This is a genomic window from Kribbella sp. CA-253562, assembly GCF_050942265.1.
Lineage (GTDB): Bacteria > Actinomycetota > Actinomycetes > Propionibacteriales > Kribbellaceae > Kribbella.
Genome location: NZ_CP192049.1, coordinates 8,430,070 through 8,450,687, shown reverse-complemented (window position 1 = coordinate 8,450,687; position 20,618 = coordinate 8,430,070). Strand labels below are relative to the sequence as shown.

At 70.7% G+C, this 20,618-nt stretch carries 22 protein-coding genes and 1 riboswitch; of the genes, 15 read left to right on the top strand and 7 right to left on the bottom strand.

The features are described 5' to 3' along the window. Position 1 precedes the first annotated feature (1 nt). Complete coding sequence (locus tag ACQPXM_RS40270; RefSeq protein WP_432943247.1) at positions 2 to 523, bottom strand: DinB family protein; 522 nt, start codon at positions 521 to 523, stop codon at positions 2 to 4. 377 nt (positions 524 to 900) lie between these two features. Between ACQPXM_RS40270 and ACQPXM_RS40265 the strand changes: the two genes are divergently transcribed. The 9 genes from ACQPXM_RS40265 (at position 901) to ACQPXM_RS40225 (ending at position 8,843) form a co-directional block, all read left to right on the top strand. After that, entirely contained in the window at positions 901 to 2,505 is a 1,605-nt protein-coding gene (locus ACQPXM_RS40265; protein WP_432943246.1) for a DEAD/DEAH box helicase, read from the top strand. 74 nt (positions 2,506 to 2,579) lie between these two features. Beyond that, the gene (locus ACQPXM_RS40260; RefSeq protein ID WP_432943245.1) at positions 2,580 to 3,476 is read left to right on the top strand and encodes a phosphotriesterase family protein; all 897 of its coding nucleotides are present in this window, start codon (positions 2,580 to 2,582) and stop codon (positions 3,474 to 3,476) included. A 60-nt stretch (positions 3,477 to 3,536) separates the two neighbouring features. After that, a complete protein-coding gene (locus ACQPXM_RS40255; RefSeq protein WP_432943244.1) occupies positions 3,537 to 3,905 on the top strand; it encodes a DUF1304 domain-containing protein in 369 nt (122 codons plus the stop codon). 63 nt (positions 3,906 to 3,968) lie between these two features. Next, positions 3,969 to 5,324 carry an MFS transporter gene (locus ACQPXM_RS40250; protein WP_432943243.1) on the top strand — a complete coding sequence of 452 codons (1,356 nt, stop codon included), beginning with the start codon at positions 3,969 to 3,971 and terminating at the stop codon, positions 5,322 to 5,324. 51 nt (positions 5,325 to 5,375) lie between these two features. Further along, positions 5,376 to 5,497: riboswitch (cobalamin riboswitch) on the top strand. Between the two features lie 33 nt (positions 5,498 to 5,530). Next, positions 5,531 to 5,728: a CbtB domain-containing protein gene (locus ACQPXM_RS40245; protein ID WP_432943242.1), complete on the top strand. Its 198-nt coding sequence runs from the start codon at positions 5,531 to 5,533 to the stop codon at positions 5,726 to 5,728. A gap of 56 nt (positions 5,729 to 5,784) precedes the next feature. Beyond that, positions 5,785 to 6,546, top strand: a complete 762-nt coding sequence (locus ACQPXM_RS40240; RefSeq protein WP_432943241.1) for a CbtA family protein — start codon at positions 5,785 to 5,787, stop codon at positions 6,544 to 6,546. Then, positions 6,543 to 7,100: a histidine phosphatase family protein gene (locus tag ACQPXM_RS40235; RefSeq protein WP_432943240.1), complete on the top strand. Its 558-nt coding sequence runs from the start codon at positions 6,543 to 6,545 to the stop codon at positions 7,098 to 7,100. The genes ACQPXM_RS40240 and ACQPXM_RS40235 overlap by 4 nt, the downstream gene beginning before the upstream one ends. A gap of 82 nt (positions 7,101 to 7,182) precedes the next feature. After that, on the top strand, positions 7,183 to 8,454 hold the full coding sequence (locus ACQPXM_RS40230) for an alpha/beta hydrolase (RefSeq protein WP_432943239.1): 1,272 nt from the start codon (positions 7,183 to 7,185) through the stop codon (positions 8,452 to 8,454). After that, a complete protein-coding gene (locus ACQPXM_RS40225) occupies positions 8,451 to 8,843 on the top strand; it encodes a hypothetical protein (protein ID WP_432943238.1) in 393 nt (130 codons plus the stop codon). Before ACQPXM_RS40230 ends, ACQPXM_RS40225 begins: the two co-directional genes overlap by 4 nt. A gap of 40 nt (positions 8,844 to 8,883) precedes the next feature. Here ACQPXM_RS40225 and ACQPXM_RS40220 read toward each other — a convergent pair whose 3' ends face one another. The 3 genes from ACQPXM_RS40220 to ACQPXM_RS40210 all read right to left on the bottom strand — a co-directional run bounded on the left by ACQPXM_RS40220 (position 8,884) and on the right by ACQPXM_RS40210 (position 10,895). Further along, positions 8,884 to 9,261 carry a VOC family protein gene (locus ACQPXM_RS40220; protein WP_432943237.1) on the bottom strand — a complete coding sequence of 126 codons (378 nt, stop codon included), beginning with the start codon at positions 9,259 to 9,261 and terminating at the stop codon, positions 8,884 to 8,886. 65 nt (positions 9,262 to 9,326) lie between these two features. Further along, on the bottom strand, positions 9,327 to 10,178 hold the full coding sequence (locus tag ACQPXM_RS40215; RefSeq protein WP_432943236.1) for a fumarylacetoacetate hydrolase family protein: 852 nt from the start codon (positions 10,176 to 10,178) through the stop codon (positions 9,327 to 9,329). Positions 10,179 to 10,199: 21 nt separating this feature from the next. Next, the gene (locus ACQPXM_RS40210; RefSeq protein ID WP_432943235.1) at positions 10,200 to 10,895 is read right to left on the bottom strand and encodes a GntR family transcriptional regulator; all 696 of its coding nucleotides are present in this window, start codon (positions 10,893 to 10,895) and stop codon (positions 10,200 to 10,202) included. Between the two features lie 140 nt (positions 10,896 to 11,035). Here ACQPXM_RS40210 and ACQPXM_RS40205 point away from each other — a divergent pair, with 140 nt between their 5' ends. From ACQPXM_RS40205 to ACQPXM_RS40180, 6 genes are read left to right on the top strand one after another with little or no spacing between them, the layout of a single operon-like run. Next, positions 11,036 to 12,145, top strand: a complete 1,110-nt coding sequence (locus ACQPXM_RS40205; protein WP_432943234.1) for a sugar ABC transporter substrate-binding protein — start codon at positions 11,036 to 11,038, stop codon at positions 12,143 to 12,145. Continuing rightward, entirely contained in the window at positions 12,142 to 13,236 is a 1,095-nt protein-coding gene (locus ACQPXM_RS40200; RefSeq protein ID WP_432943233.1) for a mandelate racemase/muconate lactonizing enzyme family protein, read from the top strand. The genes ACQPXM_RS40205 and ACQPXM_RS40200 overlap by 4 nt, the downstream gene beginning before the upstream one ends. Next, positions 13,233 to 14,315, top strand: coding sequence for an ABC transporter permease (locus tag ACQPXM_RS40195; RefSeq protein ID WP_432943232.1), 1,083 nt, complete (start codon positions 13,233 to 13,235; stop codon positions 14,313 to 14,315). The genes ACQPXM_RS40200 and ACQPXM_RS40195 overlap by 4 nt, the downstream gene beginning before the upstream one ends. Then, positions 14,312 to 15,307: an ABC transporter permease gene (locus ACQPXM_RS40190; protein ID WP_432943231.1), complete on the top strand. Its 996-nt coding sequence runs from the start codon at positions 14,312 to 14,314 to the stop codon at positions 15,305 to 15,307. The genes ACQPXM_RS40195 and ACQPXM_RS40190 overlap by 4 nt, the downstream gene beginning before the upstream one ends. Next, a complete protein-coding gene (locus ACQPXM_RS40185) occupies positions 15,304 to 16,818 on the top strand; it encodes a sugar ABC transporter ATP-binding protein (RefSeq protein WP_432943230.1) in 1,515 nt (504 codons plus the stop codon). Before ACQPXM_RS40190 ends, ACQPXM_RS40185 begins: the two co-directional genes overlap by 4 nt. A 25-nt stretch (positions 16,819 to 16,843) precedes the next feature. Further along, a complete protein-coding gene (locus ACQPXM_RS40180; RefSeq protein ID WP_432943229.1) occupies positions 16,844 to 17,683 on the top strand; it encodes an amidohydrolase family protein in 840 nt (279 codons plus the stop codon). A gap of 22 nt (positions 17,684 to 17,705) precedes the next feature. Here the strand turns inward: ACQPXM_RS40180 and ACQPXM_RS40175 are convergent, their stop codons facing one another. The 3 genes from ACQPXM_RS40175 to ACQPXM_RS40165 all read right to left on the bottom strand — a co-directional run bounded on the left by ACQPXM_RS40175 (position 17,706) and on the right by ACQPXM_RS40165 (position 20,579). Continuing rightward, entirely contained in the window at positions 17,706 to 18,497 is a 792-nt protein-coding gene (locus tag ACQPXM_RS40175; protein WP_432943228.1) for a maleylpyruvate isomerase family mycothiol-dependent enzyme, read from the bottom strand. A gap of 120 nt (positions 18,498 to 18,617) precedes the next feature. Continuing rightward, a complete protein-coding gene (locus ACQPXM_RS40170) occupies positions 18,618 to 19,391 on the bottom strand; it encodes a hypothetical protein (RefSeq protein WP_432943227.1) in 774 nt (257 codons plus the stop codon). A 60-nt stretch (positions 19,392 to 19,451) separates the two neighbouring features. Beyond that, positions 19,452 to 20,579: a DNA polymerase IV gene (locus ACQPXM_RS40165; protein ID WP_432943226.1), complete on the bottom strand. Its 1,128-nt coding sequence runs from the start codon at positions 20,577 to 20,579 to the stop codon at positions 19,452 to 19,454. Between the last annotated feature and the right edge of the window lie 39 nt (positions 20,580 to 20,618).

Below are 20,618 nucleotides of genomic sequence, written 5' to 3'. Positions count from 1 at the left end.
CTCATTCGCCGGTCCGACCGTCGATCCGTTCGCGCAGTAGGTCGGCGTGGCCGTTGTGCCGGGCGTACTCCTCGACCATGTGCAGATAGAGCCACCGCAGCGAGAGTTTCTCGCCGCCGCGCGGCCGGGTGAAGTGGTGGTCGAGGTCGTATCCGCGAGCGATCGCGTCCGACTCCGCGACCACCTGGTGGAACGTCGCGAGGTCCGCCTCCGCGTCCGCGGCCGACACCAGGTCGAAGTCGCCGTCCGGGTGCTCGTCCGTCCACAGCTTCAACGCGTCCACCCGCCCGTCCAGGCAGAGCTGGAACCAGTAGCGCTCCACCTCGGTCAGGTGCCGCACCAGTCCGAGCAGGCTCATCCCGGACGGATCCACCGCCGGCCGGACCAGGTCGGCACCGCTCAGTCCGGACACCTTCCAGAGCAGCGTGCCCCGGTGGAAGTCGAGAAAACCCTGCAGCATCGCCCGCGCGTCACCGGTGGACGGGGGATCAGTACGGAACGGCGAGGAGTCGTCGGTCGTCACAGCCAGGACGGTACCGCGACAGACGTCACAAGGAAGCAGTGCCGCGATGCCGTATGCTGGTTGTTGACGGTCCGCCCAGTTCTGCCTCGGACCATTTGGCAGTCGACCCCCCACGCGCCGCGGCCCACGATGCCGCGCCGGGCAGGACGACCTTTTCGACTTTCTTGGAGTACCAGATGGCGGTCAGCCGCCCCATGCCCACGCCCGAATCCAGCTCCGCCCGTCCGGACGGTTCGGCGCGCCCCCGTCGCCGCCGCCGTACAGGTGCCGCAGGCAACCAGTCCGCAACCGCTGCACAGCCTGTTGCGCAGAGCAACGACGGCCGCACCCAAGGTGAGCGTCGCCGGCGCTCCGGCGGCGGCAAGAAGCCCGCTGCCGTGCAGGCCGTCGAGACCAGCACCGAGGCGTACGACGACGTCGCGCCGCTCGTGGTCCCCGACGACCTGACCTTCACCGACCTCGGTCTGCCGGCTGAGCTCGTCTCCGCGCTGGCCACGGCCGGCGTCACCAAGCCGTTCCCGATCCAGGCCGCCACCCTGCGGGACTCGCTGGCCGGCCGGGACGTGCTCGGTCGCGGCCGGACCGGTTCCGGCAAGACCTACGCGTTCGTGCTGCCGCTGATCGCCCGGCTCGCCTCCAGCGGCACCCGCCGCCGGCCGAACCAGCCGCGCGCGCTGATCCTGGCGCCGACGCGTGAGCTGGCCACCCAGATCCAGGCCTCGATCACGCCGCTGACCGACGCCTTCGGCCTGCGCACGATGACGATCTTCGGCGGCGTCGGCCACGGCCCGCAGATCACCGGGCTGCGCAAGGGCGTCGACATCGTCGTCGCCTGCCCGGGCCGGCTCGAGGACCACGTCAAGGCCGGGCACGCGAAGCTCGACGCGGTCGAGATCACCGTGCTCGACGAGGCCGACCACATGGCCGACCTCGGCTTCCTGCCCGCCGTCCGGCGGCTGCTCGAAGCGACTCCGGGCGACGCCCAGCGGCTGCTGTTCTCGGCGACGCTGGACGCCGGGGTCGACGTGCTGGTCAAGCGGTTCATGCGCAACCCGGTCACGCACAGCGTCGACTCGGCGCAGTCGCCGGTCTCGAAGATGACCCACCACGTCCTGCACCTGCAGGCCGACAGCCGGCTCCCGGTGCTGGTCGACCTGGCCGCGGCTCCCGGCCGCACGCTGGTCTTCACCCGCACCAAGTACGGCGCCAAGTCGCTCACCAAGAAGCTGATCGCCCAGGGCGTGCCCGCGGTCGAGCTGCACGGCAACCTGTCCCAGGGCGCCCGCACCCGCAACCTGGAGGCGTTCTCGGACGGCTCCGCCCGGACGCTGGTCGCGACCGACATCGCGGCGCGCGGCATCCACGTCGACGACGTCTCGCTGGTGATCCACGCCGACCCGCCGATCGAGCACAAGGCATACCTGCACCGCTCCGGTCGTACGGCGCGGGCCGGCGCCGAAGGCACCGTCGTCACGCTGATGACCGACGACCAGGTCAGCGACGTGCGGGACCTGACCCGCAAGGCCGGGATCTCGCCGAAGGTGACCAAGCTGCGCGTCGGCGACCCGCTGCTGGCCGAGCTCGCACCGGGTGAGCGCACCTTCGTCGAGCCGCCCGCCAAGTCGGAGAACGACCAGGTCCGCCGTACCGGTGGCGAGTCGTCCGGACGGGGACGTGGCGGTCGCAACCGGCGCGCAGCGTCCGGCCCGGGCCAGTCCGCCCCCGCCGCTCGCGGCGGATCGAACGGCGGCGGCCGCGCGTCCGGTGGCGGAGCCCGTAGCGGTGGCGGCAGCGCCGGCCGTAGCGGTGGCGCGCGCGCCGGCTCCGGTGGCGGAGGCCGCGGCGGCTCCGGCGGCCGGAGTGGTTCCGGCGGCGCCCCGAAGAGCTACACCACGACGACGCCGGGCAGCAGCAGCCGCCCGGCCGGTGCGGCGGCCTTCTCGGCCGGCACCCGCGCGGGCGGCATCCGACGCGGTCGCTGACCCACTGACCCCACAGACCGAGCCCAGGCAGCCCATGGCAGCCTGGGCTCGGTTGCGTCGAGGGGAGATTGCGGATGGCCGTCGTGCGGACTGTGCTGGGTGATGTGGCGCCTGAGGAGCTCGGCGTCTGCAACTCCCACGACCACCTCTTCTTCCGCAGCGTCATGCTGCCCGGGCAGGAGTTGGACGACTTCGACGCAGCGGTCCGGGAAGCGACGCTGTTCGCGGAGGCTGGCGGGCAGACGGTCGTCCAGTGGACTCCGCACGGTCTGGGCCGCCGCGCGGACCTGCTGCCCGGGCTGTCGCAGCAGACCGGTGTCCACGTGGTCGCCGCAACTGGACTGCACCGGGCCGAGCACTACCCGGAGCTGCCGCAGCAGGACCTGGCCGAGCTGTTCGTCCAAGAGCTCACCCAAGGCATCGGCGACAGTGAGGTCCGGGCAGGGTTGATCAAGATCGCCGGCGGCTTCCATGGGCTCGACCAGCACGCGAAGTGGGTGCTGGACGCCGCCGCGGAGGCGCAGCAGGCGACCGGCGCGCCCATCGCGATCCACCACGAGCTGGGGACCGGTGCGGACGCCGTACTGGATCGCCTCGAAGGACACGGGGTCGCGCCGGACCGGATCGTGCTCGGGCACCTGAACCGCTTCCCGGACCATCAGCTGCACCAGGAACTGGCCGCCCGCGGCGCGTTTCTCGCGTTCGACGGACCGTCGCGCGCCAACCACGCCACCGACTGGCGGATGGTGGACTGCCTCGCCGCGCTGGCCGAGACCGGGTACGCCGACCGGCTGCTCGTCGGCGGCGACACGACGACGGCTCGCGCCCGCGTCGCGACCGGCGAAGGGCCGGGAATGCCGTACCTGCTGCACACCCTCCGCCCGCGGCTCACGCGACGCCTCGGGGCGGACGTCGTCGAGCGGATCTTCGTCAGCAACCCGGCTCGGGCCTTCGCCACCACCTGGAAATGACGGCGGGGACGCGCGGGTAGCCCATCCGGCGGACGGGCCGGCGAGCGGTACCGTGCGCAGATGACCACCCTCGCGCAGATCTTCGTCGCTCTGGCCGGCGTCCTGCATCTCGTCTTCTTCGCGCTGGAGAGCCTGCTCTTCCACAAGCCGAGCGTGCAGCAGCGCTTCCGGGTCAGGTCCGAGGCGGAGGCCCAGGCGGCGCGGCCGTGGGCGTTCAACCAGGGCTTCTACAACCTCTTCCTGGCGGCCGGCGCGATCGGCGGCCTGATCGCCGGCGGTGACCGGGGCCATGCGATCGCGCTGTTCGCCTGCGCCTGCATGCTCGGCGCCGGCCTCGTGCTGATCGGCTCCGACCGCCGGATGGCCAGGTCCGCCGCGATCCAGGCGGTGCCGCCGCTGCTCGCCTTGGTCCTTGCCGCCGTCCTGTGATCCGGAGCCGCTCGAAGTCGACGTGTTGACTTCAAGCGCACTTCATCTCCGACGCTACTCGGCATGACTACGACGACCACGGCACCCCGTCCACCCGGCGTTCTCGCCCCGCAGTACCGCGCACTGACCGTCGGCATGGTCGCGCTGATCACCTTGGTCGCGTTCGAGTCCCTCGCGGTCACGACCGCGATGCCGACGGTCGCGCAGGCCCTGGACGGCCTGTCGCTGTACGCGCTGGCGTTCGGCGGACCGCTCGCCTCCGGGGTCGTCGCGATGGTTGTCTCCGGCACCTGGTCGGACCTCAAGGGACCGACCCGGCCGCTCTGGCACGGCACGGGCTGGTTCCTGGCCGGTCTGGTGATCGCCGGGCTCGCGCCGACCATGGAGGTCCTGGTCGTCGGCCGGGTGATCCAGGGATTCGGCGCCGGGCTGCTCACGGTCGCCCTGTACGTCGTGGTCGGCCACCTCTACCCGGCGGAACTGCGGCCGCGGATCTTCGCCGCCTTCGCCACCGGCTGGGTCGTCCCCTCACTGGTCGGACCCGCGATCGCCGGGCTGATCGTCGAGCACGCCGACTGGCGGATCGTCTTCCTCGCCGTACCGGTGCTGGCTGTTCCGGCGGCGCTGATCATGCGGCCCGGGCTGTCCAAAGGTGAGCACGTGGCCCGGTCCGGCAAGCTCTGGAGCCAGCAGGCCTGGTACGCCGTGGGCGCCGCGCTCGGGGTCGGTCTGCTGCACTACGGCGGTCAGCAGCACGGTTCCGTTCAGCTGATCCTGGTCGGGATCGGACTGGCGGCGGTGGTCTTCTTCGCGCCGAAGCTGTTGCCGCAAGGCACCTTCACGATCCGCGCCGGGCTCCCGTCGGTGATCGCACTGCGCGGCCTGGTCGCGGCGGCCGGGTTCGGCGCCGAGGTGTTCCTGCCGTTGATGCTGACCCGAGAGCGCGGTCTGTCCCCGGCGTTCGCGGGGCTGGTGCTGACCGTCAGCGCGCTCAGCTGGACCGCGGCGTCGTGGTACCGGGGCCGGCCGAACCAGCCGTTCGAGCACCACGTCTTCCTGCAGGCCGGCATGGTCTCGATCCTGCTGGGCATCGCGATCGCGGCCGCCACGCTCGACGACCGGGTGCCGGTCGTGGTCGGCATCCTCGGCTGGGCGCTGACCGGGCTGGGCATGGGAACCGTCTTCCCGACCGTGTCGGTGCTGGTCCTGGAGTACTCGAGCCTGGAGCAGCAAGGCGCGAACAGCTCCGCGCTGCAGCTCAGCGATTCGTTGCTGACAGCAACGGTACTGGCGATCGGCGGCTCGCTGTTCGCGGCGATCGAACCGCACTCGCCGACCACCGCGTACCTGACCGCCTTCGGCCTGCCGGCCGCTCTGGCCCTGCTCGGTGTGCTCGCCGCCCGGCGTACGCGGGTCTGAGTGGGGAACGTCACCGGCGCGCCGGAGCCGTTGACCCTGGTCGAAGCGGACCGCTACCGTGCAGGAGCCAACCTGCGGTGCCATGAGGGAAACCGGTGAGAGTCCGGTACGGCCGCGCCACTGTGAGCGAGCACTGCTCGTGAGTCAGGACGCTCGGGCACCAGCAGCCTTTCGATTGGGGACGCGCACTTCCCCAGGAGGTTCAGATGCCCGCTCCTGCTCGCTCGGTCGCCGTACCGGCCGTTTCGCCGCGGCTGCTCGCGATCGCCCTGCTCACCGTCGGCGCGCTGCTGATGCTCGCCTACCTGGTCGCCTTCGACCAGGGCGCGATCTCGCAGTCCGGCATGTACTTGCACGAGCTGATGCACGACGGGCGGCACCTGCTCGGCGTGCCCTGCCACTGACGTCCTGCAGTTCCCGCTCCCGACCCCGCTCGGGCCGAACCACTGACAGGACCGTCATGCGCACCTTCGGAAACCTTCTGGTGCGCGGACTGATCGTCGGCCTCTTCGCCGGCCTGCTGGCCGGAACCTTCGCGTACGTGATGGGCGAACCGCACATCGACGCCGCGATCGCGATCGAACAGGCCGGCGGCGCCGCGCACACCCACGGCGAGGAACCCGCCGCGGCCGGCGAGCCGGAACCGCTCGTCAGCCGCACCGGCCAGCGCTTCGGCCTCTTCCTCGCCACCTCCCTGTACGGCGTGGCGCTCGGCGGCCTCTTCGCCGTCGCGTTCGCCCTGCTGCGTCGCCGGCTCCGCACCTCCAGCGACTCCTACGCCGCCCTCGGCCTGGCCGCCGCGGGTTTCGTCGGCATCGTGCTGGTGCCGTTCCTGAAGTACCCGCCGAACCCGCCCGCCGTCGGCGACCCGGAGACGATCACGAAGCGCACGGTGACCTACCTGCTGACCCTCGTGATCGGTCTGCTCGCGGTCTGGGCGGGCGTCGCGGCGTACCGCTGGGCGCAGCGCTTCGGCGACGCGCCGTGGATCCGGCTGGCCGGTGGTGGACTCGCGTTCGTGGCGACCGTCGTCGCGGTGTACCTGATCCTGCCGGCGATCAACGAGGTGCCGGGGTCGTTCCCGGCGACGCTGCTGTGGCAGTTCCGGTTCGCCTCGCTCGGCACGCAGGCGGTGCTGTGGACGCTGCTGGGATTCGGTTACGCTGCGTTGGTGGATCGTCGCACCCAGGTCACCTCCCCGGCGGAAAGCGCCGCCGCGTGACCACGCTGACCCTGGTCGCCCACGCGCTGACGCCTGGCCTGCGCGGCCTCGTGCTCGGTGGCGAGCCCGCACCCGACCCGGCGAGCCTGGAGACGGCCCGGGAGTTGAAGGTCGCCGCGGACCTGGCATACGCCGGGCCGGAGCCGGCCGCGATCCTGACCGCCGAGGCGCTCGGGCTTCAGCCGGTCGTGCTCGGCGCGCTCCGGGACCGCGAGTACGGCGAGTGGACCGGCCGCGACCTGGAAGACCTGCTGGCCACCGAGACGGACGCGGTCTCCGCGTGGCTCGAGCGGCCTCACACAGCGCCGCCCGGCGGCGAGACGGCCAACGACCTGATCGCCCGCGTCGCCGACTGGCTGGGCGACCTCACGGCGGACGCCGACCACTCGGCACGCCGTACGGTCGTTGCTGTGGTGCACCCGGCCGTCGTGCGGGCGGCGGTGCTCTACGCGCTGGACGCTCCCGCCGAGTCGCTGCGGCACGTCGACGTCCGGCCGCTGGCGAAGGTCACGCTTTCCGCGCACGCCACCTCCTGGTCACTCAACCTGCACTGATTCCTCCACGCCGGGACGCTGCCGGATGACGCCCGGCCCGGTTATTGTTCGGCAAAGCATCCCGACGCCCCTGAGGATGACCATGACCGACGCGGAGCCGCAGTTCGACCAGTTGGTCGCCCGGGTGGCGAGCCTGCCGCCCGCCAAGGCGGCCCAGGAGGTCCGGGCCCACTTCAGCACGCTGCCGGAGCCGGCGGCCAGGGCGCTCGTGACCAGCCGGACCGATCAGCTCGGCGGGCTGGACGGCGTACCGGCTGAGCTGCGGTACCAGGCCAACCACCTGCGACTCGTCGCCGCGCAGGACAAGCTGCGCGAGCGGATCGCCGGCGGACGGGCGTCGCGGGACGAGGTGCTGCGCTTCAACACGCTGACCGAGATGTTGCAGCCGGTCGGTCAGCGGCTCGATGTCGATGCCGAGGGCAACCGGATCGTCGTACCGGTGCACCGGCAGTTCCTGCTCGTCGAGCCCGAGGGACAGGGCCGGATGGTCGAGGTGCTCGGCGACCTGGCCCGGGCCGAGCGGGTCGCCGTCCTGGTGCCCGGGATGAACAACGACCTGGACAAGGTGCGCTCGCAGCTGGCGCGGGCCCAGGACCTGCAGACCGAGGCCGGACCGGGGTCGGCGACCATCGTCTGGCTCGGGTACGACGCTCCGCTCGGGCTGGAAGCCGCGATGTCGAAACAGAGCTCGATCCAGGCGGCGCCGCTGCTGGCCCGGTTCGCGGCCGGGCTCGACACCGAGGTGGCGCCCGGCACCGACCGCACCCTGATCGGCAACAGCTACGGCGGTCAGGTCGCCGGTCAGGCGATGCTGCGCGAGCAGGTGCGCTTCGACCGGGTCATCCTGACCGGCTGTCCGGGCGTGGCGCCCGACGTGCGCAGCGCGGCCGATTTCGTACCGCCCGGCGTCCAGCTGTTCGTCGCGCGAGCCCCCGGCGACTACATCTCGTACGCCGAACCGCACGGGCCGGACCCGGCGTCGTTCCCCGACGCGATCCGGTTCGAGACCAACGACGGCAAGGTGGCTGTCCGCGGGCACCTGAGCTACTTCGAGTTCGACAGCGAGTCGCTGCGGAACATCGGCCGGATCATCCGCGGCGACCTGGCGGCGGTGACACGGGCGAGCACCACCGCGGAGGAGGAGAGCCGGGTGCTGCCCGGGATCTCCTGGGCCGAGCCGCTGCGCCAGGCGGCGGCCAGTCCGGCCGCCGTGCCGCTAGCCAAGGTGTTCGACGGTGTACGGGCGCTGGGCAAGGTCAGCAGCCCGCGTCCGCAGCCTGTCGCCGACGGAGTCCGGGCGCGGCGCGCACCGGGCCCAGGAGTCAGCAAACGACCGGAAGGACCCACTCGATGATCACGCTGACGCAGGCCCGCGACCTGTTGCGCGAGGAACTGCTCGCGGTGGCGGCGGCCGCTGTACCGGGACACAACGGCGTCGTCACGCACGACGCCGGACCGGTGAACCCGCGGGTGCTGGAGGACGGCAGCGGGCCGGCCACGGTCTGCCTGATCACGGTCGAGAACGGCGATCCGGCGGTGGTCGATCCGCGGGGCCAGGTCGCGGCGGCCGTTGCCGCGCTGACCGAGCGCGGCTGGCAGGCGGAGGTCCAGCCGGTCGAGAGCGGGCACCACCGGGCATCGGCGAACCGCGACGGCTTCGGCATCGTCGTGCACGGCTGGGACGGCGAGTGGCGCCTCACCCTGTCCGGTCAGACCCCGGAGATCACCGGCCAGCCGCAGTGAAGCAGCCGGAACTTTCCGGCGATCGGCGAGCTGGTTCGGTCTAGCTCGTCGCGGCGCGTTCGGCGGCCGATCGCAGTACGCAGAACTCGTTGCCCCCCGGATCGAGCATCACCACGAAGCCGGTGCCGTCCGGCTCGCGGTGGTCGTGCTCGATCGTCGCGCCCAGGCCGATCAGCCGCTCGACCTCCTGGTCGCGCGGGATGTCCGGCTCCAGGTCGAGATGCACCCGGTTCTTCGCCTGCTTGGTGTCGTTGTTGCGCTCGAACAGCAGCTTCACCGACCCGGCGTCGACCGAAGCGTACGGGTCGTCCGGGTGGTCGTCGTCAGGCCGTTGCGCGTCGAACACCTGCAACCAGAAACCGGCCAGCCCGTACGGGTCGGCCGCGTCGAACGTCACTGTTCTCACCGTCGAGGTCATGCCCCGACGATGCCGTACGCCGGTCCGCCCCGCCACCGGAATTCGGCGGCGGGGCTTCGCCCGGATCAGGCCTGGCGCAGCGTCTGGCGCTGCTTGCCCAGGCCCTGGATCTCGCACTCGACGGTGTCGCCGGGCGCCAGGTACGGGAAGCGGCCGGACAGCGCGACGCCCTCCGGCGTACCGGTGTTGACGATGTCGCCCGGGTCGAGCGTCATGTACTGCGACAGGTCGCGGATCAGCGCGGCGACCGAGAAGATCATGTCGCGGGTGTTGGAGTCCTGCCGGGGCTCACCGTTGACCCAGGACTTCAGGTCGAGCGCCTGCGGGTCGCCGATCTCGTCGGCCGGGACCAGCGCCGGGCCGAGCGGGTTGAACGTCTCGCAGCACTTGCCCTTCGACCACTGGCCGCCGGACACCTCCAGCTGGAAGGCCCGCTCGGAGACGTCGTTGGAGACCGCGTACCCGGCGACGCAGGCCAGCGCCTCCTCGTCGGACGTCAGGTAGCGGGCGGTCTTGCCGATCACCACCGCGAGTTCGACCTCCCAGTCGGTCTTGCGGCTGTCCCGCGGCACCAGCACGTCGTCGTACGGGCCGACGACGGTGTTCGGGTGCTTGAAGAAGACGATCGGCTCCTTCGGCGGCTCGGCCCCGGACTCGGCGGCGTGGGCGGCGTAGTTCTGGCCGATGCAGACCACCGCGGCCGGCTTGGCGATCGGGGCACCGACCCGCAGGCCCTCGACGTCCGCGGCCGGCAGTGAGCCGGCCTCCAGCGCGGCGCGGGCCCGGGCGATCCCGTCGGCGGCCAGGAAGGCGCCGTCGATCTCGGCGGTGACGGAGCTCAGGTCGTAGGTGGTGCCGTCGGTGCCGCGCACGTAGGGGCGCTCCGCACCGACCGCGCCGAGGCGCAGCAGTTCCACGAAATCTCCTTCAGAGGGGGATCACACTTGGTCGAACACCGGACGCAGCCGCGCCCGGGAGGCTTCGATGTGCGAACGCATCGCGGTGGCGGCCTGCTCGGGGTCGCCCTTGCGGACCGCGGTGACGACCGCCTTGTGCTCGCGCAGCGCCTGGGTGGCGATGCCGCCGCCGTAGTACAGCCGGAACAGGTGCAGGTGGCAGTGCGTCCGGGCGAAGGACTGCCGGGCCGTCTCGTTGCCGGACAGCTCCAGCACCAGGTCGTGGAAGCGCTGGTCGTGCCCGGCCATCGCCTTGTACGAGTCGTAGTCGGGCCGCTCGGGCACGTCGGTGTAGCTGAGCATCTCGTCCTTGAGCCGGACCAGGTCCTCGGCGGAGCTGCGCTCGGCGGCCCGGCCGGCCGCCCACGGCTCGATGTGCAGCCGGTACTCGAAGAGGTCCTCGAACTCGGCCCGGGTCAGCGTCGAGGAGACCCGGTAGCCGCGCAGCGGTTCCTTGATCACCAGGCCGTCGGACTCCAGCCGGGCCAGCGACTCGCGGATCGGGGTCTGGGAGATGCCCAGCTCCCGGGTCAGCGCGTCGATGTTCAGCCGGGTGCCCGGCGCGACCACGCTGTCCATGATCAGGCCCTTGACCGTCTCGTAGACGTCGTCGCTCAGTACCTGTCGCTGCGGCAGGCGCGTGAGCTGCCCCGCCAGACCCACATGCGCATCCGTCACCGTCGCTCCTCCCGAAGCATCCATTCTGCCCGACCCGGCAACCGTGCTCAGTCGTTACCGGGGCAAGTCTTGACGCCACCAGTGTGAGGCGGCAGCATCAGCTACGCAATATCCTATAGGATCTTTGAGGGAGCGCCCCCATGCCCACGTCCCTGACCAGGCCCATCTCGTGGTACCGCAGGACAGCCGTCGCCGGGCTGGCCGTCGTCGCGCTGGCCGCGACCGGCTGCAGCACCAAGAGCTCCCCCGAGAGTAGCGGCGCTCCGGCCGACGACGCCTCGGCCGGCACGTCGAGCGGCCCGGTCACCCTCAAGGACGGCTCGAGCGTGAAGCTCGCGCTGATCCCGGGCGGCGCGCACCCCTACTTCCAGCCCTGGAAGACCACCGCCGAGCTGGACAAGACCGAGTTCAAGCTCGGCGACGTCACCTTCGACGAGACCGGCGAGTGGGACCAGAGCAAGCAGAACAACGTGATCAGTTCGCTGGCCGCGCGGGGCTTCAACGCGTTCGGCATCTTCGGCGTGTCGCCGACCGACATCAACACCACCTTCGAGGACCTGAAGGCGAAGGGCTTCGCGGTCGGTTCGCTGGCCTCCTGCCCGGCCGGCAACACCAACTCGGCCGACTTCTGCCTGTCCACCGACGTCGAGGCGGCGGCGTACAAGGCGGCCAAGGCGACCATCGACGCGATCGGCGGCGAGGGCACGATCGTGCACCTGACCGGCAACAACGTCGACTCCAACACCCAGCGACGGATCGCCGGGGTGAAGAAGGCGGTCGGCGAGACCGGTGGCAAGGTGACCGAGCTGCCGGTGGTGACCGACATCGACAAGGACCTGCAGACCGCGCAGAAGGCGGTCGCCGACCTGCTCGCCTCCAAGGGCAAGGAGATCAAGGGCATCGTCACCACGGCGTACAACCCGGCGGTCGCCGCGGCCGACGGCGTGGCGAGCAGCAAACTGCCGATCAAGGTGGTGGCGATCGACGACGACGCCAAGATCCTGGCCGGGATCAAGTCCGGCGGGGTGTCGGCCACGGTGGCGCAGAACCCGGTCGGCCAGGCCTACGTCGGAGGCTGGCTGCTCGCGCTGCTGGGCTCCAAGCAGTGCACGATGAAAACGCCCGGCGTGATCGTGGACTCCGGCTCGTTCGTGGTGACCAAGGACAACGTCGACACCTACGACGACGAGCGCAAGGCCAAGACCAAGGAGCTCCAGACCGAGTTCGCGAGCCAGCTGAGCTGCCAGTGAGCGCGGCAACCATCACGCGGGCCGAGGCGTTCCTGGTCGATCTCGAGGTCGAGACGGTCCGGACCGACGCGGTCCAGGCGTTCCTCAAGCAGGAGACGATCTTCGTCGAGCTGGAGACGTCCGACGGCGGCACCGGACTCGGCTACTCGTACACCATCGGCACCGGCGGTACGGCGGTGCTGGCGATGCTGCGCGACCACTTGCTGCCGCGGCTGGTCGGTGCGGACGCGCGCAACGTCGAGGGGATCTGGTTCGACCTGTTCGCGTCCACCCGGGCGACCACGGTCGGCGCGATCACTTCGCTGGCGCTGGCCTCGGTCGACACCGCCCTGTGGGACCTGCGGTGCCGCCGGGCTGGTGAACCGCTGTGGCGGCTGGCCGGCGGGTTCCGCCGCAACGTGCCGCTCTACGACACCGAAGGTGGCTGGCTGCACCTGTCGACCGACGAACTGGTCGCGGGCGCACTCGCCTCGCAGAAGGCCGGCTGGCCCGGCGTGAAGCTCAAGGTCGGCAAGCCGCGGCTGCACGAGGACCTGGAGCGCCTGCACGCCGTACGGGACGCGGTCGGTCCGGCGCTGGACCTCATGGTCGACGCGAACCAGTCGATGACGTACCCGGAGGCCAAGCGCCGAGCGCGGGCCTTCGAACCGCTCGACCTGAGCTGGTTCGAGGAGCCGTTGCCTGCCGACGACCTGACCGGGCACGTCCGGCTGGCGGAGTCGACGTCGATCCCGGTCGCGGTGGGTGAGTCGCTGTACTCGATCTCCCAGTTCCGCGAGTACGTCGCCGCGGGCGCGGCCGGCATCGTCCAGGTCGACGTGGCCCGGGTCGGCGGGATCACGCCGTGGCTGAAGGTGGCGCACCTGGCCGAGACCTTCAACCTCCAGGTCTGCCCGCACTTCCTGATGGAGCTGCACGTCAGCCTGACGGCCGCCGTACCGAACGGCCGGTACGTCGAGCACATCCCGCAGCTGCGGGCGATCACCCGGACCGAGATGGAGATCTCCGACGGGCACGCGGTCGCGCCGGACGAGCCGGGGCTGGGCATCGACTGGGACCGCGACGCGATCGACGACCGGCGGGTCTCGTGAGCGCTCCGGTCTCGGAGACCGCGACCGCGGCGCTCCAGGAACCGGACCAGCCGCCACCGTCACGGGGTGGCCGGACTCCCTGGTGGGCCAACCAGCGGATCGGTCTGCTCGTGCTGGTGGTGCTGCTGGCGACGCTGTTCGGCGTACTGCGGCCTGCGTTCTTCAACCAGCAGCTCGTGGTCTTCCCGCTGCTGCGCGACATCGCGATGTTCACGGTGGTCGGGCTCGCGCAGCTGTGCGTGCTGTCGATCGGCCACATGAACCTCGCCGTCGGGCGGATGGCCGCGTTCTCGATGATGATCACCGGCATCTCCTACGACCTGTGGCACTTCAGCCTGTACGCCGGTCTGCTGGTGGGCCTGATCGCCGGCGCGGCGATCGGTGCGCTGGCCGGCTGGGTGATCGCGCGGACCGGGGTGAACTCGTTCGTGGTCACGCTGGCGCTGGACTTCCTGCTGCTCGGCCTGATCCCGCTGGTCTACACCGGGCTGACCGACAACGCGGCGTTCGTCACCAAGCCCGACGGCATGCGGGAGATGCGCAACTACTCGCTCGCCGACATCTGCATCGGCAACGTCTGCGGCTCCCCGGCTGTGCCGCAGCTCGCGCTGTTCGCGGTGATCGCGATGGCGGTGGTCGGCTGGATCTACAGCCGGACCAAGCTCGGCCGGGAACTGCTGATGAGCGGTACGTCGATGAAGGCGGCCGAGCTGTCGGGCATCCCGACCGCTCGGCGCGTGATCACCGCGCACGCGATGTCGGGCTGTCTGGCGGCGCTGGCCGGATTCATGCTGGCGGTGAGCACCGGGTCGATCAAGGCGACGATCGGCGAGGAGTTCATGCTGCCGTCGTTCCTCGGGCCGATCCTCGGTGGCACGTTGCTGGCCGGTGGGTTCATTTCGGTCTGGGGCACGTTGCTCGGCACGGCGCTGACCTCGGTGATCCGCAAGGGGCTCGACCTGCTCGGCGTCGGGCTGGAGAGCCTGAACATCTACCTCGGCCTGATCCTGTTGGTTGCCCTGAGCACCGACCGGATCCGGACCGTGCTGTCGGAGCGGCAGGAGGTGCGACAACGATGAAGCGGTTCGTGAAAACGACCGAGATGACCTTGCTGGTCATCTGCGTGGTGTTTTTCGTCGGGCTGGTGATCGCTTCGCACGGTGACCTGCTCTCAGCGAATTCCTTGAGAGTGCTGCTTCAGTTCCTGGCGGTGCCCGTTCTGATCGGGTTAGCTCAAATGGTGGTCCTCGCAGTGGGCCAGCTGAACCTGGCGGTCGGCGCCGTCGGGGGATTCGCAGCAGTCGCGATGGGGGTGATGATGGCCGACCACGGAGTTCCGGTGCCGCTGGCGTTGCTGGTCGGCTTCGTGCTGGCCTCGCTGGCCGGCCTGGCCAACGGGCTGCTCGTCGTGCTGACCCGGATCAACGGGTTCATCGTCACGCTGGCGACGATGACCGTGCTGCTCGGCGTGCAGTACCGGCTGGTCGGCACGCGCACGGTCGACGCCTATCCCGCCGGGTTGAAGAGCTTCGGGTCCTACGCTTTGTTCGGGGTGCTGCCGTTGATCTTCCTGGTGGCGCTGGCGGTTGCGGGTCTGCTCGCGGTGATGCTGCGGCGGACCGTGCCGGGGCGGCAACTGCTGGCCTCGGGTGGCAATCCGATCGCCGCGCGGCTGTCGGGGATCTCGAACGACCGGTCCGTGATCCTCGCCCACACGCTGTCCGGCGCGATCCTCGGGGTCGCGGCGATCCTGACCGTCGCGTCGTCGCCGGGGGTGAACAAGAGCATCGGCGGCGACTGGCTGCTGCCGTCGTTCGCGGCACCGATCATCGGTGGCGCGTTGCTCACCGGCGGGTCCGCGGTGGTGCTCGGGACTGTGCTGGCCGCGTTCATCGTCCGGTTCGTCGACACGGCGCGGGCCGAGTTCTCGCTCGAGCCGAGCTGGGTCAACTTCGTCGTCGGCACGGTCGTGCTCGGGTCGGTCGTGCTCGGACAGGTCCGGACCCGCCGGCAGTTGCGCCGTACGGTCGTCAAGGCGCCCGACGCGGCGGTGGCGGGAGGTGTGTCATGACGTTGTTCGTGGCCGAACGGGTGGACAAGCTGTTCCCCGGCGTCCGGGCGCTGGACGGGGTGACGCTGGCGCTGGAGGCCGGGTCCGTGCACGCGCTGCTCGGCGAGAACGGCGCGGGCAAGTCGACGCTGATCAAGGTGATCACCGGGCTGTACCGGCCGGACGGCGGCAAGCTGCTGCTCGACGGGTCGGAGGTCACCTTCGGGTCGCCGCACGAGTCCGCAGCGGCGGGCATCGGCGTGGTGCACCAGGAGCGCAACCTGATCCCGGGCTTCACTGTCGGCGAGAACATCCTGCTCCAGAAGCTGCCGACCTCGCGCGGGCTGGTCGACCGGGCGGCGATCCGTGGCGAAGCCGCCCGATGGCTGGCCGAGCTCGATCTCGACATCGATCCCGATCAGCCGGTGACCGAGCTGTCGGTCGCGCAGGCACAGCTGGTCGAGATCGCGAAGGCGCTGTCGGTGGAGAGCCGCGTGCTGCTGCTCGACGAGCCGACCGCGTCGATCACGCCGAACGAGGCCGAGCGGCTGTTCCGGGTCGTCGACAAACTGAAGAACGACGGGCGCGCGGTGCTGTTCGTCAGTCACAAGCTCGAAGAGGTCTTCCAGATCTGCGACACGGTCACCGTGCTGCGCGACGGCTCGTCGGTGCTGGAGTCCGGCGCGCTGTCCGGCCTGACCCGAGACCAGGTCGTCGACCTGATGGTCGGCCGGGTGCACGAGGCGCTCAGCCTGCCGCCGCGGACCGTCGACCGGTCGGTCGATCCGCTGCTGGAGCTGTCCGGCGTGTCGACCGCGACAGGTCACGCCGACGTCGACCTGGCCGTGCGGCCGGGCGAGATCGTCGGGTTGTACGGACTGGTCGGCGCCGGTCGCAGCGAGCTGGCCAAGGCGCTGCTCGGGCTGGACCGGATCACCGCCGGTGAGGTGCGGATCCGCGGCCGGGCGGTCCGGATCAAGAACGTGCGCGACGCGCTGCGCACCCACAAGATCGGCTACGTCACCGAGAACCGCAAGGAAGAAGGCGTGTTCCTCGAGCAGTCGGTCAGCCGCAACATCGCCGTCACGATCTGGGACCGGCTGAGCAAGCTGTTCGGCTACGTCCCGGCCAAGGCCGAGTCCGCGCTCGTCGCCCAGTACGTCGAACAGCTCGGCATCCGGATCGCGTCGCCGGCCCAGCTCGCGGGCACGTTGTCGGGCGGCAACCAGCAGAAGGTCTCGCTGGCCAAGTGGCTGGCCGCGCGGACCGAGATCCTGATCATCGACGAACCCACGGTCGGCATCGACGTCCGGACCAAGGACGCCTTCCACACGCTGATCTGGGACCTGGCCGCCAACGGCCTGGCCATCCTGCTGATCACGTCCGACCTGCCCGAGATGATCACGCTGGCCGACCGGGTGGTCGTGATGCGCGACCATCGGGTCCAGGGCGAGGTCGCGAACGATCACGACTACGACCGGATGAGCCAGCAGGTCATCCGCCTGATTCACGCCGAGAAGGCGGTCGCATGAGCAGGACGAGAGGTGAAGGAGCCGCATGAGCAGGGTCGACGCGCACCATCATGTCTGGGACCTCGGTGTCCGGGAGCAGAGCTGGATGGCCGGCTCGGCGATGGATCCGATCCGGCGCGACTTCCTGATCGACGACCTGGCTCCGCTCGCCGCGGCCGCCGGCGTCACACAGACCGTGCTGGTCCAGACCGTCGGCCTGGCCGCCGAGACGCCGGAGTTCCTGGCCATTGCCGAGAGCAACGATCTGGTGGCGGGAGTGGTCGGCTGGGTCGACCTGACCGCCGACGACGTCGAGGACGCTCTCACCGGTCTGCTGAACCGTCCCGACGGCCAATGGCTGAAGGGAATCCGCCACCAGGTCCACGACGAACCCGACGTCGAGTGGCTCAACCGTCCCGACGTACGGCGTGGGCTGACGGTGGTCGCGGAGGCCGGTCTGGTGTACGACCTGCTGACCAAAACACCGCACCTGCCTGCCGCGCTGGACACGGTCCGCGCGCTGCCGGAGTTGACCTTCGTCGTCGACCACATCTCCAAGCCGGAGATCGGCGGCGACCTGGAGCCCTGGGCGAGCGGCATCCGGGCGCTCGCCGCCGAGCCGAACGTCACCTGCAAACTCTCCGGCATGGTCACCGAAGCGTCCTGGACCGACTGGAAGGTCGCCGACCTGAAGCCGTACGCCGACGTCGTGCTGGAAGCCTTCGGCCCGGATCGTGTCATGTTCGGCTCCGACTGGCCGGTCTGCCTGCTGGCCGCGACCTACGCCGAGGTGGTCCAGGCCGCCGAAGACCTGACCGCCGGGCTGACTCCAGCCGACCGCGATCAGATCTTCGGCGAGACCGCTCGACGGACCTACCACCTGTAGGCCCGTCGGTAGGCGCCGTGGCTCAGTAGCCCGGGAAGATCCGCCGGAGGTCGTCGAGGGTGACCGACTCGCTGGTCAGGGTCACCGACGACGGGGTGTGGGCCGGGGTGTGGCGGCCGGTGAGAAAGCGGACGAAGTACTCGGCGGGAGCGGTGAGGGTGCCGTCGTCGGTGGCGGGGGTGTCGATCAGCTGGACCGTGTCGGTGATCGCCAGGCCGAAGGTCCGGGTGGGATCGATGGTGTGGACGGTGAGGGTTGCCGTGCCGTCCAGCTGGTCCGCCTTGCCGGCCCAGCCGAGCAGTCCGCCGACGCTCTCGAGCAGGAGATCGATGGCCTCGGGGGCGACCGTCGCGGTGGGGTCGAGCGCCACGCGGACGTCCCAGCTGTGCAGGGCGAACTCGTTCAGCCGCATGCCCGCTGCGACGGCGACGTCGACGGGCTCCGGTGTGAAGCCGAGGTCGATCCGCAGCTCGGCGAGCTGCGCGTCGTCCAGGCCCTCGTAGCGCTGGACCAGCTTCTCGTTGGCCGTGAGGAAGTTGGCGGCCTGGTCGGCGGGGGTCATGCTGTCCCAGCGGGCCCAGACCGACGTGTTGAAGTCCGGCGCGGCCGCACCGCTGCCGTCGATCGCACGCTCGAGCGTGGCCAGGTTGATCTCGGCGCCGCTGCCGAGGTGACTGAGCACCTGCGCGACGGTCCAGTCGCTCGCGGCCGACGGGCGGACGAGGTCGTCGGGCCGGAGCGTGCCGACGATCCGGGCGAGGGTGTCGTAGCCGGAGCGGAGGGCGCCGATGGCGCTTTCGGCCTTGCTGGTCATCAAGTGTCTCCCGGTGCTGGACGAAGGATCGAGTACTACAGCACCTGAACGGGCCGATTACTTCCTGTTCTCCGGGGAATTCTTGGCGTCCGTGCGATCCGGGAGATCGTGAGGAGTTGGTCAGGGGACGCGTGCGTAGCCAGTGGTGACCTTGTCAGTGATCGCTTGCAGGGCTGGCAGGTCCTGCGGGCGGCCGGCGGCGGCGACCTCGAAGGCGGTGCTGGTGGCGTCGTCGATGGTGACGAAGCGGTTGACCACCAGCCGGGTGCCGCGGGCGGGATCGGTGTGGGTGTAGGTCAGCGTCGTCTGGTGGAAGGTGGAACCGGCGAAGACCGGGTTGGCCGCCTTCACCGAACCCTCGGTGCGGGAGAGGAGGCGGAAGTCCGGGGCGGCGCGCAGTTCGCCGAGCTTCTTGGTGACCACGGCGGCGCGCGGTTGCGGCGTGCCGATGACGCCGTTGACGCGCAGGGTCCACAGGCCGTTCGGGCTGGTGAAACGGGACTCGAAGGTCGACAACCGGGTCGTCGTCCAGGTGCTCGGGATCGGCACGATCACACCGAGTTCGGTCTTCGGGTCGCCCCACGAGCGGACGGCGTACGACAGGCCTGTGGTGGTCAGCGGCGGCTCGGCGCGGCGAGCGGGCTGCGCGGAGGGAGTCGAGTCCGCGGGGCGAGTCGAGTCTGCGCGGGGAGTCGAGTCCGCCGGGCGAGGCGGCTGCGACGGTGTACGGCTTGGCTGCGCTGGTGGAGGCCCCGTCTCTGGCGCCGCGGTCGAGTTGGTCCTGGGGACCAGCAACAGCCCGGCGACGGCGCCGACCGTGAGCAGACCGGCGACAGCGGCAAGAGCGAGCCGCAGCTGGGAACGGCCGGTGAGCAAGGAAATCGAGCGGGGCATGGGCCGCCTTTCCAGTGGGGTGGCGGCGGTTGGATGCCGGGAACGGCCGGAAAGTTCGGGTCACGTCGCGGGCGGTGGCGCGAACTCCGCGCGGACCCCGATCAGCCGGACCGGGCGGCGCAGCTCGAACTTCGCCAGCACGGTCAGCGCCGCGTCCGCGACGACCGCGGGATCCTGGGTGGCAGCGGGAAGCTTGCGGGACTTGATCGGCGTGTAGAAGTTCACGAACCGCAGCTTCACGTGGACCCGCTGGATCCAGCGGCCCTCGGCGACGACCGACCGGGTCAGCTCCTCGGCCATCGCGCGGACCTTGTCCTGGATGTCCGCAGGATCGGACAGGTCCTCGGGATAGGTGACCTCGTGACTGCGCGAGACCGGCTCCCGCGGTACGTCGGTGACCTCGGTGTCGCCCAGACCCCGGCCGAGCGCCAGGTACCAGGTGCCCATCTTCGGCCCGAACCGCTTGCGCAGCAGGTCGCCGTCCGCGGCGGCCAGGTCGGCGACGGTGTGCAGGCCGAGTTCGTTCAGGTTCTGCGACATCCGGGCGCCGATGCCCCACAGGTCGCGGACCGGGCGGTGGTTCATCACCTCGGCCCAGTTCGCCTGCGTGAGGCGGAAGGTCCCGCCGTCGCCGGCGCGCTGGTCGGGACCGGGCTTGGCGAAACCGGTCGCGAGCTTGGCCCGCACTTTGTTGTCGCCGATCCCGATCGAGCAGGTCAGGCCGGTCCGCTCCACCACCGCGGCCCGGAGCTCGCCCGCCAGGTGCTCGGGATCGTCGGTCGTCGCGCCGACGAAGCACTCGTCCCAGCCCCACACCTCGACCACCACCGGGAACGACCGCAGCGTGTCCATCACCTCCGTCGACGCCGCCTCGTACGCGGCCGGATCCGACGGAAGGAAAACCGCCTCCGGACACTTCCGGTACGCCGCCTTCAACGGCATGCCCGAGTGAACCCCGAAGGCGCGGGCCTCGTACGACGCGGTCGCGACCACCTGCCGGGCCTGCTGCGGATCGCCCGACCCGCCGACCACCAACGGCACCCCGCGCAACTCGGGCCGCCGCCGGATCTCCACCGCGGCGATGAACTGATCCATGTCGACATGCAGCAACCACCACGCCGGAGCCTGATCCGTGCGGGACCCGGGCTCCGTGGGGACGGGCTCCGGTGCGGCTTCCGACGCTCTCATCGGCGGCTCCTCGCGGTTGATACCTCAGGGGTATCACAG